Origin of the sequence: Streptomyces sp. NPDC052109, assembly GCF_040680195.1 — a bacterium.
GTDB lineage: Bacteria > Actinomycetota > Actinomycetes > Streptomycetales > Streptomycetaceae > Streptomyces.
Window position 1 is genome coordinate 352747 of sequence record NZ_JBFAWF010000002.1, and the last position, 16296, is coordinate 369042.

Sequence of the window (16296 nt, forward strand, 5' to 3'; positions counted from 1 at the left end):
CGAAGGTCTTGGCCCGCCATAGGTTCCCGGAACATTCGGTGTTCCTTACGAAACATTCGTGAGCGACAGTCAGAGTGACGGGAGTTCCATGACCACCGCTCCTTGGCGCGACCCCGCCCTGCCCGCCGACGCCCGCGTGGCCGACCTGCTCTCCCGGATGACCCTGGAGGAGAAGGCCGCCCAGTTGTACGGCGTGTGGGTGGGCGCCGCCACGGACGGCGACGGGGTCGCCCCGCTGCAGGGCGAGATGACCGCCGACTTCGACTGGGACGAGCTGATCACCCTCGGCCTCGGCCAGCTGACCCGCTCCTTCGGCACCGCGCCCGTGGATCCGGCGCTCGGCGCTCAGGCCCTGGCCCGCGCCCAGCGCCGGATCGCGGCCGCCGGGCGCTTCGGCATCCCGGCCGTCGCCCACGAGGAGTGCCTGGCCGGCTTCACCGCCTGGCGCGCGACGGCCTATCCGGTGCCGCTCGCCTGGGGCGCGTCCTTCGACCCGGCGCTGGTCGAGGAGATGGGCCGGCGCATCGGCGACGACCTGCGCGCCTGCGGCGTCCACCAGGGCCTCGCCCCCGTCCTGGACGTGGTCCGCGACCCGCGCTGGGGGCGGGTCGAGGAGACGATCGGCGAGGACCCGTACCTGGTCGGCACCATCGGCACGGCCTACGTCCGGGGTCTGGAGTCGGCCGGGGTCGTCGCCACCCTCAAGCACTTCGCCGGATACGCCTCCTCCGCCGGCGCCCGCAACCTCGCCCCGGTCCGGGCCGGCGTACGGGAGCTCGCGGACGTCACGCTGCCCCCCTTCGAGATGGCGCTGCGCGAGGGCGGGGCCCGCTCGGTGATGGCGGCCTACACCGAGACCGACGGCGTGCCCGCCTCCGCCGACCCGCGGCTGCTGACCGAGGTGCTGCGCGAGCAGTGGGGCTTCACCGGCACGGTGGTCGCCGACTACTTCGGCATCGGGTTCCTGCAGACCCTGCACCGGGTCGCGGCGGACGAGGCGGAGGCGGCGCATCGGGCGCTGGCCGCGGGCATCGACGTCGAGCTGCCGACCGTGAAGTGCTACGGCACCCCGCTCGTCACCGCCGTGCGCGAGGGCCGCGTCCCGGAGTCGCTCGTGGACCGGGCGGCCCGCCGGGTCCTGACGCAGAAGTGCGAACTGGGCCTGCTGGACCCGGACTGGCGGCCGGAGCCGCGGGGCACGGTCGACCCGGACTCGGCGCGGAACCGGGCCCTGGCCCGGCGGCTGGCCGAGGAGTCGGTGGTCCTGCTGGACAACCCCGACGGGCTGCTGCCGCTGGCCCCCGACACCCGGATCGCGGTCGTCGGCCCCCGCGCGGCGGACGCGCTCGCCCTGCTCGGCTGCTACTCCTTCCCCTCCCATGTCCTCACCCACCACCCCGACGTCCCGCTCGGCATCGAGATCCCCACGGTGCTGGAGTCGCTGCGTGCCGAACTCCCGGACCTCAAGGTCACGTACGCCGAGGGCTGCGGGGTCGACGACCCGGACCCCACCGGGTTCGAGGAGGCGGTGGCCCGGGCGGCGGAGGCGGACGTGTGCGTGGCGGTGCTGGGGGACCGGGCGGGCCTGTTCGGCCGGGGCACCTCCGGCGAGGGCTGCGACGTGAACGACCTCCGACTCCCCGGAGTCCAAGCCGAGTTCCTGGACCGGCTGGTGGCGACGGGCGTCCCGGTGGTCCTGGTCCTGCTGACCGGGCGGCCGTACGCCCTGGGCCGCTGGCACGGCCGGCTCGGCGCGGTCGTCCAGGCCTTCTTCCCCGGCGAGGAGGGCGGTCCGGCCGTGGCCGGGGTGCTGTCCGGCCGGGTGAACCCCTCAGGGCGCCTCCCGGTGAGCGTGCCGCGCGTGCCCGGCGGCCAGCCCTGGACCTATCTCCAGCCGCCGCTGGGCCTGGCCGGCGAGGTCAGCAGCCTGGACCCGACCCCGCTGTACCCCTTCGGGCACGGCCGCTCGTACACGACGTTCGCCTGGGAGGACGTCCACGCCCCCGAGGCCGAGATCCCGACGGACGGCGCACACGACATCTCCCTCACCGTCCGCAACACCGGCGAGCGCGCCGGGGCGGAGGTCGTCCAGCTGTATCTGCACGACCCGGTGGCGAGCGTGACCCGGCCCGACGTACGGCTGATCGGCTACCGGCGGATCGAGCTGGCCCCGGGCGCGTCCCGCCGGCTGACCTTCCGCTTCCATGCCGACCTGTCCTCCTTCACGGACCGCACGGGGGCCCGGGTGGTGGAGCCGGGCACTCTGGAGCTGCGCCTGGCCGCGTCGAGCGCGGACGTACGGCACACGGCCCGGCTCCGGCTGACCGGCCCGGTAAGGGTGGTCGGCGTGGAGCGGCGGCTGCGGTGCGAGGTGGAGGTGTCCCGGGGAACTGATTGAACCCCGGGAGCCGGGTGGAACGTATGGAGCCACGGCGGAAGCACAGTGAACCCCTTTCCGCAAGACCCCTGACACGGGCGTTCAGGATGGCTTCAGGTTGCCCCTGCCAGGGTCGGGCCGTCATTGACCACCCCCCACCCCCGCAGGAGCACCTTTGACGACGACATCCGTCATGAAGAAGCTGCCCGAGGTCACCCTCGCGTTCTGGATCATGAAGATCGCGGCGACGACCCTGGGCGAGACCGCGGGCGACCTGTTCGCGCAGACGCTCAAGCTCGGCTACTTCCTCACCACCATCGCCCTGTTCCTGGTGTTCGTGGTGACGCTGGTGGTCCAGTTGCGCTCGGCGCGCTACAACCCGTTCTTCTACTGGACCGTGATCCTGTCGACCTCCATGGCCGGCACCACCATGTCCGACTTCATGAACCGGGACGCCAGCGCCCAGTACCTCTCGAACGGCGCGACCAGGCTGGGGTGGGGCCCGCAGGGCCTCGGCCTCGGCTATCCGGAGGGCGCCGCGATCCTGATCTCGATCCTGCTGCTGATCTTCCTCGGCTGGAAGCTGAGCGGGATGACCTTCCAGATCACCGAGATCGTCACCTTCCGGGGCGAGGCCCTGTTCTGGTCGGCGATCCTGGTCTCCAACACCCTCGGCACCTCGATGGGCGACTTCCTGTCCGACAGCTCGGGCCTGGGCTACCTGGGCGGCGCGTCCCTGGTGACCGGCCTCCTGCTGGTCCTGCTCGCCCTGATGAAGGTCCCGGCGGTGCCGAACGTCCTGCTCTTCTGGATCGCGTTCGTGCTGACCCGCCCGCTGGGAGCCACGGCCGGCGACTTCCTGACCAAGCCGGTCGCCAAGGGCGGACTGGACCTGGGTACGACCGGTTCCTCGGCGGTGCTGCTCGCGGTGCTGTTCGGTCTCATGGCGTACGCGCACCTGCGGGAACGGCGGGCGACCGCCCCGGAGTTCGCGGGTCCCGAGGCGGAGGCGGTCGAGTCGCAGCGGGCCGGGCAGCGGTAACGCGAAACCCCGCCCCGGGGTACCGGGGCGGGGTTTCGCATGGAGCGCCGGGCAGGCCTTGCACCTGCATCTCCCCGCAGGAAGCGGGACGTCTTTCCTTGGACCACCAACGCACTGCGTCCGAGCCGGTGTTCGGAAGTCCGGTTTCCGGCCGTTCGCTGCGTGATGATCATAGCGCAGTCCGGCCGTGCGACTCAACTCCAGTCGTCGGCCACCGACTCGAACCGCCACCGGTGCACGGCCCGCGTCACCAACGCGCCGTCCGGCTCCGGCAGTTCGGGCAGCTCGGCGTCGTACGGCGCGTCCCACCAGGTGATGACCAGCACCCGGTCCTGCGGCGCCCGCAGGACCTCGCGTCGCGACGGCTCCTCCGGGAGGCGCTGTTCGCGCACCCAGGCGAGCAGCTCCGCACCCCGGCCCTCGGCCGCCCGGGCCTCCCACATCAGCGCGACGGTCATGAGGAGAGGCTCCCCCTGCTGACCTCGTGCACATGGTCGTGGTTGCCCGGCACGTGCGGGTCGGTGACCGGCAGGGAGGAGTCGGCCGACAGGTCCCAGCTGGAGGCCGACCGGTTGCGGGCGACCATCTCGGCGCCCAGCGCGGCCACCATCGCGCCGTTGTCCGTGCACAGCTTGGGACGCGGGACGCGCAGCCGGATGCCGGCCGCCTCGCAGCGCTCCTGGGCCAGGGCGCGCAGCCGGGAGTTGGCCGCGACACCACCGCCGATCATCAGGTGGTCGACGCCCTCGTCCTTGCAGGCGCGGACGGCCTTGCGGGTCAGCACGTCGACGACGGCCTCCTGGAAGGACGCGGCCACGTCACGGACCGGGACCTCCTCGCCTGCCGCGCGCCTGGCCTCGATCCACCGGGCCACGGCCGTCTTCAGCCCGGAGAAGGAGAAGTCGTAGGCGGGATCGCGCGGGCCGGTCAGGCCGCGCGGGAAGGCGATCGCCTCCGGGTCGCCCTCGCGCGCGTACCGGTCGATGACCGGGCCGCCGGGGAAGCCCAGGTTCAGCACCCGGGCGATCTTGTCGAAGGCCTCGCCGGCCGCGTCGTCGATGGTCGAGCCCATCGGGCGGACATCGGACGTGATGTCCTCGGACAGCAGCAGGGAGGAGTGGCCGCCGGAGACCAGCAGGGCCATCGTCGGCTCGGGCAGCGGCCCGTGCTCCAGCTGGTCGACGCAGATGTGCGAGGCGAGGTGGTTGACGCCGTACAGGGGCTTGCCGAGGGCGTACGCGTACGCCTTGGCCGCCGAGACGCCGACGAGGAGGGCGCCGGCGAGACCGGGACCGGCGGTCACGGCGATGCCGTCGAGGTCCTTCGCGCGGACACCGGCCTCCTTCAGCGCGCGGTCGATGGTCGGGACCATCGCCTCCAGGTGCGCCCGGGACGCCACCTCCGGTACGACACCGCCGAAGCGGGCGTGCTCGTCGACGCTGGAGGCGACGGCGTCCGCCAGCAGGGTGGTGCCGCGGACGATGCCGACGCCGGTCTCGTCGCAGGAGGTCTCGATGCCGAGGACGAGGGGTTCGTCAGTCATTGCTCTCGGTTTCTCGTACTGATGAAGGTACGGATGAGGAAGGGTCGCTCAGGCGCATCACCAGGGCGTCCACGTTGCCGGGCTGGTAGTAACCGCGCCGGAAGCCGATCGGCTCGAAGCCGAAGCGCTCGTAGAGCTTCTGCGCGCGGACGTTGTCGACCCGGCACTCGAGCATCACCTCGTGACAGTCGAACGCGGTCGCCGCGCGCAGCAGCTCGGCCAGCAGGCGGGCGCCGAGGCCGGTGCCCTGCTGGTCGCGCGCCACGGCGATGGTCTGGACGTCGCCCTGCTCGCCGGCGGCGACCAGCCCGGCGTAGCCGACGATGCGGCCGCCGGTCTCGGCCACGACATAGCGCCGGGTCGCCTCGGCGCCCCGGGCATGTGCCAGCTCGGACCAGAACATGCCCCGGGACCAGGTGTCCTCGGGGAACAGGTCCTTCTCCAGCTCCAGGACCGGGTCGATGTCCCACCAGCGCATCTCGCGCAGTCGTACGGTCACTTCGGGGTGACCACCTTGTAGTTCTTGGGAACCTGGGCGTCCGGGCGGCGCAGGTACAGCGGCCGGGGGGCAGCCAGCTCCTCGCCCGCGGCCAGCTTCTCGGCGGCGAGCGAGGCGAGGGCGGCGGCGGAGACGTGCTCGGGCTCGTGGGCGCTCGGGAACGTGTCCGGGTAGAGCAGCGCGCCCGTGCCGACCGCGGGGAGGTCCGCGACCTGCTCGGCGATGTCGGCCGGCCGGTTTACGGCGGGGTCGGTCAGCCGGGTGCGGGAGTCGGCGTACGTCGCCCAGTAGACCTCCTTGCGCCGGGCGTCGGTCGCCACGACGAAGGGGCCCTTCTCGATGTCGGCGGCGTAGGCGAGGCCGTCCAGCGTGCACACGCCGTGCACGGGCACGCCGAGCGCGAGGCCGAAGGTGTCGGCGGTCATCAGGCCGACGCGCAGGCCGGTGTAGGGGCCGGGGCCGATGCCGACGACGATTCCGGTGACGGCGTCCAGAGCGAGCCCGGCCTCGGTGAGCACACGGTCCACGGCCGGCAGCAGCAGCTCTCCGTGCCGGCGCGCGTCCACCTGACTCGACGAGGCGACGACGTCCGTTCCGTCGTGCAGCGCGACGGTGACGGCGGGGGTGGCGGTATCCAGAGCGAGCAAGAGCACGCGAACAGCCTACGGCGCCCGCGCCTCGAGCACCGCCGTCCGGGTCGTATGGTCACCGACTGCTACCGTCTGTACGAAGTACGACATATGGCGCGAAGCAGAGGTGGGCGCACGTGGCAGGGTTCAGCTCGGGGATCGTCGCCGGCCTCACCGTGGCGGCCGTCGGAGCCGTCGGCTTCCTCGCCTACCAGGCGCATGGCCACGTACCGGCGAGCCTGGGCGGACGGCCCGGCCCGAACGCCTCCGCGTCCGCGTCCGCCGGCAGGACCCCGCAGCACCGGCACAACCCGGCCGTACTGCCGGGTGGGTCCGGTACGGGTGAACGGGTCGTGTACTCGGTGGACGACGACCGCGTCTGGCTGGCCGGCGACGACAACCGGCTGGAGTGCAGCTTCCAGGTCACCCCGGGCACCGTCGACCCGCTGCCCGGCACGTACTGGATCACGTCCCGCTCGGCGGCGGTGACCGGCACGGACGGGGTCCCCGTCGAGCACGTGGTCCGGTTCACCAGCGTGGACGGGCTGGCGATCGGATTCAGCGCGGCGGTCGCTTCCCGGGCGGCCGCCGCCGATCCGGGCGTGCGGACGGGAGGGATCCGGGAGACGCGGGCCGACGGGAACGCGATGTGGGAGTTCGCGACGATCGGGGTGAAGGTCGTGGTGATCCGCTAGGCGACGTGCCGCGATGTGCCGTCCGGCGTCCGCGGGTTCGTCCGGGCCGGTCGCGCCGCCGCGGCTGGGGCCGCGAGTTCGGAGCGGCCCCGCGCCTGTGCGGACCGCGCTTCCGGGGACCGGGGCGGGGCGGAGACCGCCTTTGCCGCCGCGCAGGACGCCAGCAGGTCGCGCATCGACACACCGGTGGGGCGAGGCTCGGGCATGGACGCCTCCTGACGTACGGCGGCAAGCAGCGTTAGGCATGCCTAACCACGCGCTGGATACCATAGGACCACGCCCCGTACGTCCTGTGCAATATGTTGCCGACAGCCTGTCGGAACCCCGGCGCTCAGCCCGTGAGGGCCTCCAGGCCCGCCTCCGCCCAGCGCTCCCCCAGCCCGGTCAGCGTCACGTGCCGCACCTCGTCCGTGGTGTCTCCGACGGCCCGGTGGATGACGACCTGGAGCCGGTCCTCGGTCAGCTCCTCGACCTTGCCCTCGCCCCATTCCACGACGATCACCGAGTCGGGCAGGTTGACGTCGAGGTCCAGGTCCTCCATCTCGTCCAGGCCGCCGCCGAGCCGGTAGGCGTCCACGTGCACGAGGGGCGGGCCGTCGCCGAGGGAGGGGTGCACCCGGGCGATCACGAAGGTGGGTGAGGTGACCGCGCCGCGCACGCCGAGGCCCTCGCCGAGCCCACGGGTCAGCGTGGTCTTGCCCGCGCCGAGCTCGCCGCTGAGCATCACCAGGTCGCCCGCGCGCAGCAGCTTGGCCAGCCGGCGGCCCAGCTCCCGCATCTGGTCGGGGGAGGTGATCGTCAGCCGGGTCTCAACGGGGTCCTGCGGTACTGCTGGTGCTTCCATAGCCCATAACCGTAGCCCCTGCGGGCACCGCGCCCGCGCGGGTGAGCAGGTCGGCGAGGCGGTCGGTGACCGCTTCCGGGTGTTCCAGCATCACCAGGTGCCCGGCGTCCGGTACGAGGACCAGCTCGGCGTCGGGCAGCAGGCCGGCTATGGCGTCGCTGTGCTCGCTGGGCGTGACCAGGTCCTGGACACCGGCCAGCACCAGCACCGGCACGTCCCGGAAGCAGGCGAGCGCCTCGGTCTTGTCGTGGTCGGTGAAGGCCGGGTAGAACTCGGCGACCACGTCGATCGGCGTGGACTCGATCATCCGTTCCGCGAACCGCTCGACCGCCGGATCGACGTCCCGCCCCGCGAACGAGTACCGCTTGATGATCCCGGCGAACAGCTCGGCGGTGGCCCGGCGCCCCTTCTCCACCAGCTCCGCCTGCTGGCCGAGCGCCCTCAGCACTCCGGGCAGGATCCGGCGCACCGCGTTGACGCCGGCCACCGGCAGCCCGAAGTTGACCTCGCCGAGCCGCCCGGACGACGTACCGACGAATGCGGTGGCGACGACCCGCTCCCGTATCAGCTCGGGATACTGGGCGGCCAGCGCCATCATGGTCATGCCGCCCATCGAGTGCCCGACCAGCACGATCGGGCCGTCCGGTACGGCGGCGTCGAGGACGGCCTTCAGATCGCGGCCGAGCTGGTCGATGGTGAGCGCCACCCGGTCCCGGGTCTGGGCGACGCCACGCCCGGACCGGCCGTGGCTGCGCTGGTCCCAGTGCACGGTCCGGACGACCCCGCGCAGGGCCGCGCGCTGGAAGTGCCAGGAGTCCTGGTTGAGGCAGTAGCCGTGGCTGAAGACGACGGTGACCGGCGCGGGGGCCTTACGGCCGAACAGCCGGCGCCGGCGCGGGGAGACGTTCGGGCCCGGGTCGGGCTCCACCTCGTCGACCTCGTAGTACAGCTCGGTGCCGTCGTCGGCCTGCGCCATGCCCGGGGTGCCGCGCAGGGTGCCGTAGGGGCCCGCGGAGTCCAGCGCCAGCCGCGCCTTCCTGCGCACGCCGCGGCCCACTGTCATACGCTCGATGGCGACGCCCGCCGCCGCGCCGGCGGCGAGCACGCCTATCGCGGCACCGGCGATGCCGGTCGCCCTGCGCCAGCTCCCGGCCGCACCGACGGCGGAGGCGGCGGCCGCGGCGACGACGTCCGCCACGGCCTCCGCACTGCTCTCGCTCACGTACCGCTCCTCTTCGCCCTGGTGTCGCCGGGTGGTCCACTCCGATGGTGCCGGTGCGGTTGCCGTCGCCGGTATGACCGCTGTTACACAGAAGCCCCCCGATTCCAGGCGGCCACTCCCCCGGTTACCCGAGTTCTTCCTCGTTCACATAGACGCGGGGAACGCGCGTTCCGATGCGCGTGACGATTTCGTACGCGATCGTGCCGCAGGCCTGCGCCCAGTCCTCGGCGGTGGGCTCACCGCGGTCGCCGGGCCCGAACAGCACGGCCTCGGTGCCCACCGCGGGCTCGTCGCCGCCGAGGTCCACCACGAACTGGTCCATGGCGACCCGTCCGGCGACCGTGCGCCACTTGCCGTCGACCAGCACCGGACCGCTGCCGGAGGCGTGCCGGGGAACGCCGTCCCCGTAGCCGATGGGGACGAGGCCGAGCGTGGTGGCGCCGGGGGTGACGTAGTGGTGACCGTAGCTGACCCCGTGTCCGCCCGGTACGTGCTTGACCAGGGCCAGCGAGGCGCTGAGCGTCATCACCGGGCGCAGCCCGAAGTCGGCCGGGGCGCCGATCTCCGGGCTGGGCGAGACGCCGTACATGGCGATGCCGGGGCGGACGAGGTCGAAGTGGGTCTCGGGGAGGGTGAGCGTGGCGGGCGAGTTGGCGATGTGCCGCACCTCGGGGCGTACGCCCTGTTCCTCGGCGTACGCCAGCATCTCCCGGAAGCGGTCCAGCTGGGCGGCGATGGAGGGATGCCCGGGCTCGTCGGCGCAGGCGAAGTGCGACCACAGACCGGTGACCTTGACCAGCCCCTCGGCCTCGGCGCGCAGGGACTCGGCGACCAGCTCGGCCCAGTCGGGGCCGGGCTGGCAGCCGTTGCGGCCGAGCCCGGTGTCCGCCTTGAGCTGCACGCGCGCGGTGCGCCCGGCCTCCCTGGCGGCCGCGACGACCTCCCGCAGCGCCCACATGCCGCTCAACGACACGTCGATGTCGGCCTCGATCGCCTGCCGCCAGGGGCCGCCAGGCACCCAGAGCCAGCACAGCACCGGGCCGTCCAGTCCGGCCGCGCGCAACGCGAGGGCCTCTTCGGGCGTGGCCGTGCCGAGCCAGGTCGCCCCCGCCGCGAGGGCCGCGCGGGCGCACGGCACGGCCCCGTGGCCGTAGCCGTCGGACTTCACGACGGCCATCAGGGCAGCGCCGGGCGTCCGGGCGCGCAGGGCGCGCACGTTGGCCCGCAGGGCGCCCAGATCGATCTCGGCGCGGGCGCGCAGGGGGGCGGTCGGCACAGTCGAAGTCTCACTCATCGCGCCCCCAGTCTCTCAGAGGGCCGTACGGGCCCCGCTCGCAGTCTCAGGTACCCGGCCGGCGCCCCCACACGTAGACGTGGTCGCCCTTCTTCAGCACGTCCCACAGCTTGCGGGCGTCACCGAGCCTCAGGTTGACGCAGCCGTAGGAGCCGACGGTGGTGTAGATGCTGCCGTAGACGGCGTGGAAGGCCTCGCCGCCGTCGAAGAACTGGGCGTACGGCATGGGCTGGTTGTAGAGGGTCGACCAGTGGTTCTTGTGCCGCCAGTAGATGGTGTGCCAGCCCTTGCGGGTGACGTGCCCCTTGCGCCCGCTGCGCATGGGCACCGGCCCGAACACCACCTTGGAGCCCTTCTGCACCCAGGTGAGCTGCCGGTCCAGATCGACACAGGCGACCTTGTACGAGCGGACGGGGCACTTCCCGGCTGCGTTCGGGTTCCTCTTCGCCGAGACGAGCATCATCGTCGACCAGGTGACGGGACCGGCGAACCCGCTGGCGGGCTTGATCTTGTGCTTGAGCTGGAAGGCACGGATGGCCTTGCAGTCGCCGGCGGACTGCCTGCCGTCGACCTTCAGCCTCAGCCAGCGCTCCACCTGCCGCTGATAGGGCCCGGTCTGCTTGCTGCACGTCACTTTGGAGGCGGCGTCGCTGAGCGGCACGTACTCGACGAGGTCGTACGTCCCCGGCGCCGCGGCCCTCGGCTCGACGGCGTCCTCCTGCGCGCTGGGGGTGTACACCTCGGGCGGGAGCGCCTGGTCGGGCGTGTCGATCTGCCAGGGCTGAGCGGGGCCGAGCGCCACACCGGGGACCAGCTCGGGAGCGGGGGCCTGGGCGGGAGGCGCGGGTTTCGTGGTCAGTGCCCGCACGGTGGCCGGTACGGCGGCGGCCGCGGTCCCGGCCGCCGGGACGGCCGTCGTCGCCGTGGCGAGCAGTACCGCGACACCTCGGGACACGATTCGTCTGCTGATCATGCGATCAGCCAAACGCGCGCCTGCGCCGGTTCGGCGGCGCCGCGCGGTGGGATCACCCGTGTCGCCTACCAGCCCGGAAGGGGTCCCTGTCGCCTACCGACTCGGGGCGCGTGGCGATCGGGCGGGCCCGCGTGCGTGGGACGGCCGCCGTCGCCTACGAGTTCGGGGCGCACGGCGATCGGGCGGGCCCCCGCGTGCGTGGGACGGGCCGCCGTCGCCTACCGACTCGGAACGCATGGCGATCGGGCGGGCACAGGCGCTTGGGACTGCCGCCGTCGCCTACGAGTTCGGGGCGCACGGCGATCGGGCGGGCCCCCGCGTGCGTGGGACGGCCGACGTCGGCTACCGACTCGGGACGCGTCGCGGTCGGGGGCTGTGGGTGCGTGGAGGGCCGGGCGGACGGTTCCCCGCGTCCATGTGGGGCGCCGGCGCCTCAGTCCAGTACGTCCCGCCACGCATCCGGAATCCGCGCCGCAACGTCATGCGCCCCCACCGGCGCCCCCTCCGCCGCGAACCGCCCCGCCAGCCCGTGCAGATACGCCGCCACACTCCCCGCGTCCCGCGCCGACAGCCCCGCCGCCAGCAACGACCCGCTGAGCCCGGACAGCACGTCCCCGCTCCCCGCCGTGGCCAGCCAAGAGGTCCCCGTCGCGTTCACCCGCACCGCCCCGCCCCCCGCGTCGGCGACCAAGGTCGTGGACCCCTTCAACAACACCGTCGCCCGGTACACCGCCGCCAACTCCCGCACCGCGGCCAGCCGAGCCCCCTCGACCTCCTCCCGCCGCACCCCCAGCAGCGCGGCCGCCTCCCCGGCATGAGGCGTCATCAGCGTCGGTGCCGTGCGCCCGCGCACCGCCTCCCGCGCGGCCAGCCGCAGCCCGTCCGCGTCGAGCAGCACCGGTACGTCCGCCTCCAGCACCTCGGCCACGGTCGCCGCGTCGTCCCCGACGCCGGGCCCGACCACCCAGGCCTGCACGCGCCCCGCCTTCTCCGGCCCGCGATCGGACACGAGTGTCTCCGGGAAGCGGGCGATGACCGCCTCCCCCGCCGGCCCGACGTACCGCACGGCCCCCGCCCCGCCCCGCAGCGCCCCGGAGACGGCGAGCACGGCCGCGCCCGGATAGCGCGCGGACCCGGCGGCGATCCCGACGACCCCCCGCCGGTACTTGTCGCTCTCCGCGGCCGGTACCGGCAACAGCCGTCCCACGTCGGCGTGTTGCAGGGACTCCAGCTCACCCTCGGCGGGCAGTTCGAGACCGATGTCGACGAGCCGTACCACCCCGGCGTACTCCCGCGCCGGATCGATCAGCAGCCCGGGCTTGTGGGTGCCGAAGGTGACGGTGAGGTCGGCACGGACCGCCGCCCCCCGCACCTCCCCGGTGTCCGCCTCGACCCCGCTCGGCAGGTCCACGGCCACCACGGCGGCCCGGGACCGCTCCGCGGCACCGGCCAGGACCTCGGCCCCGGGCCGCAGCCCGCCCTTGCCACCGATCCCGACGATCCCGTCCACGACGAGGTCGGCCCGTCCGATCAGCTCGTCGGTGCCCTCGGCCGCGGCGACGGCTCCCCCGGCCCTGCGCAGGGCGGCGAGCCCCCCGGCGTGCGCCCGCTCGGGCGAGAGGAGTACGGCGGTCACGCCGGCGCCGCGCCGGGCGAGCCGCGCTCCGGCGTACAGCGCGTCGCCGCCGTTGTCGCCGCTCCCGACGAGCAGTACCACCCGGCTGCCGTACACCCGCCCGAGCAACTCGGCGCAGGCAGCGGCCAGCCCCGCGGCTGCCCGCTGCATCAGCGCGCCCTCCGGCAGCCGTGCCATCAGCGCCCGTTCGGCCGCCCTTACCGTCTCCACGCTGTACGCAGTACGCATGGCACCGAGTCTGCCCCGGATCCCCCACCGCCCACACCCGGGGCGCTCAGGGCCTAGCCCTCGGCGACCACCACGGCCGAGGCGACGCCCGCGTCATGGCTGAGCGAGACGTGCCAGGACCGCACACCCAGCTCGGCGGCCCGCGCGGCCACGCTGCCGGTCACCCGCAGCCGGGGCTGCCCACTGTCCTCGACGTACACCTCGGCATCGGTCCAGTGCAGCCCGGGCGGCGCCCCCAGCGCCTTCGCCAGCGCCTCCTTGGCGGCGAACCGGACCGCGAGCGAGGCGATCCCGCGCCGCTCCCCGCTGGGCAGCAGCAGCTCCCGCTCGACGAACAGCCGGTCGGCCAGCCCCGGCGTCCGCTCCAGCGACGCGCGGAACCGGTCGATCTCGGCGACGTCGATGCCCACTCCGATGATGCTCATGCCGAGAACCCTACGAGTACGGCAACGGACACACCGCCAGCACGGCGCCGCACCGGCCCCGCCCCCCATCTGGAGCGGAGCCGGCAAGCCGCGCCGGGCCGCGGTGCCCGAATCCCGCTGCCGGGGCGGCCGTGTGCCGTCTACGCTCCGCCCATGACGTCCCGGGCCTATCTCTTCGACCTGTTCTCGCTGGACGGCCGTGTCGCCGTGGTGACCGGAGGCAGTTCCGGCATCGGCCGGGCCGTCGCCGGAGCACTGGCGCGGGCCGGCGCGCGCGTGGTGGTCATGGCTCGCACCGAGGATCGACTGGACGCGACCGTCGCGGAGTTGGTGGCCACCGGCTGCCGGGCCGCCCGGGTAGCGGCCGATCTGAGCACCCGTGACGGTGTGCGCGCGGCCGCCGAGGAGGCGGCCGGTGTCTTCGGCGAGCCCGACATCCTCGTCAATTCCGCCGGGATCAACCTGCGTCCGCCGCTGAGCGAGCTCGGCGAGGACGTGTGGGACACCACCCTGGCCGTGAACCTGGAGGCACCCTTCCTGCTGGGGCAGCGGTTCGGGCCCGGCATGGCGGAGCGGGGCTTCGGCCGGATCATCCACGTCACCTCCCAGCAGGCCCACCGCGCCTTCGTGCAGAGCGGCGCCTACGGCGTCTCCAAGGGCGCCCTGGAGTCGCTGGCCCGCTCGCAGGCGGAGGCGTGGTCGCCGTACGGCGTCACCGTCAACACACTGGTGCCGGGCTTCGTGATGACACCGCTGAACCAGCGGCCGGCGTCCGACCCCGAGAAGGTCGCCGCCCTGGCCGCCCGCACGATGACCGGCCGCAACGGCCTCGCCGAGGACTTCGAAGGCGCCGCCGTGTTCCTCGCGAGCCGCGCCTCCGCCTACGTCACGGGCCAGTCGATCTTCGTCGACGGCGGCTTCTCGACCCACTGAACCACCGACTCGGCGGCCGCACCCGGCCCTACTCCACCGTCACCGACTTCGCCAGATTCCGCGGCTGGTCCACCTCGTTCCCCCTGGCGGTCGCCAGCTCGCACGCGAAGACCTGCAGCGGCACCGTCGCCACCAGCGGTTGCAGCAGGGTCGGGGTGGCCGGGATGCGGATCAGGTGGTCGGCGTACGGGACCACGGCCTCGTCGCCCTCCTCCGCGATCACGATCGTGCGCGCCCCGCGTGCCCGGATCTCCTGGATGTTGGAGACGATCTTGTCGTGCAGCACCGAGCGGCCGCGCGGGGAGGGGACGACGACGACCACCGGCACGTCCTCCTCGATCAGGGCGATCGGGCCGTGCTTCAACTCGCCCGCCGCGAAGCCCTCGGCGTGCATGTAGGCCAGTTCCTTGAGTTTCAGGGCGCCTTCCAGCGCCACGGGGTAGCCCACGTGCCGGCCCAGGAACAGCACCGTGTTCTTCGCGGCCAGCGTCCGGGCCAGCGCCCGCACCGGCTCCATCGTCTCCAGGACCCGCTCGACCTCCACGGAGATCCGGGACAGGTCCTTGATCACCACCTGGATCTCGTCGCCCCACTTGGTGCCGCGCACCTGGCCGAGGTAGAGGGCGACCAGGTAGCAGGCCACCAGCTGGGTCAGGAACGCCTTCGTGGAGGCGACGGCGACCTCCGGGCCGGCGTGCGTGTAGAGCACCGCGTCCGACTCGCGCGGGATCGTCGAGCCGTTGGTGTTGCAGACGGCCAGCACCTTGGAGCCCTGCTCACGGGCGTGCCGCAGGGCCATCAGGGTGTCCATGGTCTCGCCGGACTGGGAGATGGCGATCACCAGGGACTGGCCGTCCAGGATCGGGTCGCGGTACCGGAACTCGCTGGCCAGCTCCACCTCGCACGGGATGCGCGTCCAGTGCTCGATGGCGTACTTGGCGATCAGGCCGGCGTGGAAGGCCGTACCGCACGCGACGATGACGACCTTGTCGATCTCCCGCAGCTCGGATGGGGTGATGCGGACCTCGTCCAGCGTCAGCGAGCCGGACGGGTCGATCCGGCCGAGCAGCGTGTCGGCGACCGCCTTGGGCTGCTCGGCGATCTCCTTGAGCATGAAGTAGTCATACCCCCCCTTTTCCGCGGCGGAGGCGTCCCAGTCCACGTGGTAGCTGTGGACCTCGGCCGGGCGGCCGTCGAAGCCCGTCACCGTCACGCCGTCGCGGCGCAGCTCCACCACCTGGTCCTGGCCGAGCTCGATCGCCGACCGCGTGTGGGCGATGAACGCGGCGACGTCCGAGGCCAGGAAGGCCTCGCCCTCTCCGACACCCACCACCAGGGGCGAGTTCCGCCGCGCGCCCACGACCACGTCGGGCGCGTCGGCGTGCACCGCGACCAGCGTGAACGCCCCCTCCAGCCGCCGGCACACGAGCCGCATGGCCTCCGCCAGATCGGCCGTCGCCGAGAACTCCTCGGCGAGGAGATGGGCGACGACCTCGGTGTCCGTCTCGGAATTGAGTTCGTGGCCGCGCTCGGCCAACTCGGCCCGCAGGACCGCGAAGTTCTCGATGATGCCGTTGTGGACGACGGCCACGCGCCCCGCGTTGTCGAGATGCGGATGGGCATTGGCGTCGGTCGGCCCGCCGTGCGTGGCCCAGCGGGTGTGGCCGATGCCCGTCGAACCCGTCGGCAGCGGCCGTTCGACCAGCTCCTTCTCCAGGTTGACCAGCTTCCCGGCCTTCTTCGCCGCGGCCAGCCCGCCGTCGGCCGGCACGGCGACACCCGCCGAGTCGTAACCCCGGTACTCCAGCCGCTTCAGCCCGGCCATCACGACATCGAGCGCCGACTGTGACCCTACGTATCCCACGATTCCGCACATGAGCCGCAGCCTACGGGCCACCCGGCGGCGGAAACCGCTTGCGCGTGCCCGGATTCGGAAATTCCCACCACCATACGAAC

Annotated in this window: 16 protein-coding genes and 1 tRNA gene; 4 read left to right on the plus strand and 13 right to left on the minus strand. The window is 73.1% G+C overall.

Features of this window, described 5'->3' with window-relative positions; genetic code table 11:
- The first annotated feature begins 88 nt into the window (after window positions 1–88).
- On the plus strand, window positions 89–2398 hold the full coding sequence (locus AB0L59_RS07110) for a glycoside hydrolase family 3 N-terminal domain-containing protein (RefSeq protein ID WP_365580282.1): 2310 nt from the start codon (window positions 89–91) through the stop codon (window positions 2396–2398).
- Between the two features lie 154 nt (window positions 2399–2552).
- Window positions 2553–3419 (plus strand): hypothetical protein, encoded by an 867-nt coding sequence (locus tag AB0L59_RS07115; RefSeq protein ID WP_365580285.1) that lies wholly within the window; start codon window positions 2553–2555, stop codon window positions 3417–3419.
- A gap of 40 nt (window positions 3420–3459) precedes the next feature.
- Here the strand turns inward: AB0L59_RS07115 and AB0L59_RS07120 are convergent.
- From AB0L59_RS07120 to tsaB, 5 genes are all read right to left on the minus strand, one after another.
- Window positions 3460–3532, minus strand: a tRNA-Arg gene (locus AB0L59_RS07120).
- A gap of 81 nt (window positions 3533–3613) precedes the next feature.
- Window positions 3614–3877: a hypothetical protein gene (locus AB0L59_RS07125; protein ID WP_365580287.1), complete on the minus strand. Its 264-nt coding sequence runs from the start codon at window positions 3875–3877 to the stop codon at window positions 3614–3616.
- Window positions 3874–4962, minus strand: coding sequence for a tRNA (adenosine(37)-N6)-threonylcarbamoyltransferase complex transferase subunit TsaD (tsaD, locus tag AB0L59_RS07130; protein WP_365580289.1), 1089 nt, complete (start codon window positions 4960–4962; stop codon window positions 3874–3876). The genes AB0L59_RS07125 and tsaD overlap by 4 nt, the downstream gene beginning before the upstream one ends.
- A complete protein-coding gene (gene rimI / locus AB0L59_RS07135) occupies window positions 4955–5440 on the minus strand; it encodes a ribosomal protein S18-alanine N-acetyltransferase (protein ID WP_365580957.1) in 486 nt (161 codons plus the stop codon). Before rimI ends, tsaD begins: the two co-directional genes overlap by 8 nt.
- 17 nt (window positions 5441–5457) lie before the next feature.
- Window positions 5458–6114, minus strand: coding sequence for a tRNA (adenosine(37)-N6)-threonylcarbamoyltransferase complex dimerization subunit type 1 TsaB (gene tsaB, locus AB0L59_RS07140; protein ID WP_365580292.1), 657 nt, complete (start codon window positions 6112–6114; stop codon window positions 5458–5460).
- Between the two features lie 113 nt (window positions 6115–6227).
- Between tsaB and AB0L59_RS07145 the strand changes: the two genes are divergently transcribed.
- Entirely contained in the window at window positions 6228–6785 is a 558-nt protein-coding gene (locus AB0L59_RS07145; RefSeq protein WP_365580294.1) for a hypothetical protein, read from the plus strand.
- On the opposite strand, the gene AB0L59_RS07150 is transcribed toward AB0L59_RS07145, so the two are convergent.
- From AB0L59_RS07150 to AB0L59_RS07180, 7 genes are all read right to left on the minus strand, one after another.
- The gene (locus AB0L59_RS07150) at window positions 6782–6991 is read right to left on the minus strand and encodes a hypothetical protein (RefSeq protein WP_365580297.1); all 210 of its coding nucleotides are present in this window, start codon (window positions 6989–6991) and stop codon (window positions 6782–6784) included. The two genes, AB0L59_RS07145 and AB0L59_RS07150, sit on opposite strands and share 4 nt — an antisense overlap.
- A 125-nt stretch (window positions 6992–7116) precedes the next feature.
- Window positions 7117–7629, minus strand: coding sequence for a tRNA (adenosine(37)-N6)-threonylcarbamoyltransferase complex ATPase subunit type 1 TsaE (gene tsaE, locus AB0L59_RS07155; protein WP_365580300.1), 513 nt, complete (start codon window positions 7627–7629; stop codon window positions 7117–7119).
- Window positions 7595–8851: an alpha/beta hydrolase gene (locus AB0L59_RS07160; RefSeq protein WP_365580302.1), complete on the minus strand. Its 1257-nt coding sequence runs from the start codon at window positions 8849–8851 to the stop codon at window positions 7595–7597. Before AB0L59_RS07160 ends, tsaE begins: the two co-directional genes overlap by 35 nt.
- A 124-nt stretch (window positions 8852–8975) precedes the next feature.
- Entirely contained in the window at window positions 8976–10145 is a 1170-nt protein-coding gene (gene alr, locus AB0L59_RS07165; protein WP_365580305.1) for an alanine racemase, read from the minus strand.
- Between the two features lie 46 nt (window positions 10146–10191).
- Entirely contained in the window at window positions 10192–11118 is a 927-nt protein-coding gene (locus AB0L59_RS07170; protein WP_365580308.1) for a L,D-transpeptidase family protein, read from the minus strand.
- Between the two features lie 433 nt (window positions 11119–11551).
- Window positions 11552–12982, minus strand: coding sequence for an NAD(P)H-hydrate dehydratase (locus AB0L59_RS07175; RefSeq protein ID WP_365580311.1), 1431 nt, complete (start codon window positions 12980–12982; stop codon window positions 11552–11554).
- Between the two features lie 53 nt (window positions 12983–13035).
- Window positions 13036–13407, minus strand: coding sequence for a holo-ACP synthase (locus AB0L59_RS07180; protein ID WP_365580314.1), 372 nt, complete (start codon window positions 13405–13407; stop codon window positions 13036–13038).
- A gap of 153 nt (window positions 13408–13560) precedes the next feature.
- Here AB0L59_RS07180 and AB0L59_RS07185 point away from each other — a divergent pair, with 153 nt between their 5' ends.
- Window positions 13561–14340, plus strand: a complete 780-nt coding sequence (locus AB0L59_RS07185; protein WP_365580317.1) for an SDR family oxidoreductase — start codon at window positions 13561–13563, stop codon at window positions 14338–14340.
- 28 nt (window positions 14341–14368) lie between these two features.
- Here the strand turns inward: AB0L59_RS07185 and glmS are convergent, their stop codons facing one another.
- Entirely contained in the window at window positions 14369–16216 is a 1848-nt protein-coding gene (gene glmS, locus AB0L59_RS07190) for a glutamine--fructose-6-phosphate transaminase (isomerizing) (protein ID WP_365580320.1), read from the minus strand.
- Between the last annotated feature and the right edge of the window lie 80 nt (window positions 16217–16296).

Coding starts and splice junctions, on each gene's coding strand:
- AB0L59_RS07110 (WP_365580282.1), top strand. CDS start 89: ATGACCACCGCTCCTTGGCGCGACCCCGCCCTGCCCGCCGACGCCCGC.
- AB0L59_RS07125 (WP_365580287.1), bottom strand. CDS start 3,877: ATGACCGTCGCGCTGATGTGGGAGGCCCGGGCGGCCGAGGGCCGGGGT.
- tsaD (WP_365580289.1), bottom strand. CDS start 4,962: ATGACTGACGAACCCCTCGTCCTCGGCATCGAGACCTCCTGCGACGAG.
- rimI (WP_365580957.1), bottom strand. CDS start 5,440: ATGCGCTGGTGGGACATCGACCCGGTCCTGGAGCTGGAGAAGGACCTG.
- AB0L59_RS07150 (WP_365580297.1), bottom strand. CDS start 6,991: ATGCCCGAGCCTCGCCCCACCGGTGTGTCGATGCGCGACCTGCTGGCG.
- tsaE (WP_365580300.1), bottom strand. CDS start 7,629: ATGGAAGCACCAGCAGTACCGCAGGACCCCGTTGAGACCCGGCTGACG.
- alr (WP_365580305.1), bottom strand. CDS start 10,145: ATGAGTGAGACTTCGACTGTGCCGACCGCCCCCCTGCGCGCCCGCGCC.
- AB0L59_RS07170 (WP_365580308.1), bottom strand. CDS start 11,118: ATGATCAGCAGACGAATCGTGTCCCGAGGTGTCGCGGTACTGCTCGCC.
- AB0L59_RS07175 (WP_365580311.1), bottom strand. CDS start 12,982: ATGCGTACTGCGTACAGCGTGGAGACGGTAAGGGCGGCCGAACGGGCG.
- AB0L59_RS07180 (WP_365580314.1), bottom strand. CDS start 13,407: ATGAGCATCATCGGAGTGGGCATCGACGTCGCCGAGATCGACCGGTTC.
- AB0L59_RS07185 (WP_365580317.1), top strand. CDS start 13,561: ATGACGTCCCGGGCCTATCTCTTCGACCTGTTCTCGCTGGACGGCCGT.
- glmS (WP_365580320.1), bottom strand. CDS start 16,216: ATGTGCGGAATCGTGGGATACGTAGGGTCACAGTCGGCGCTCGATGTC.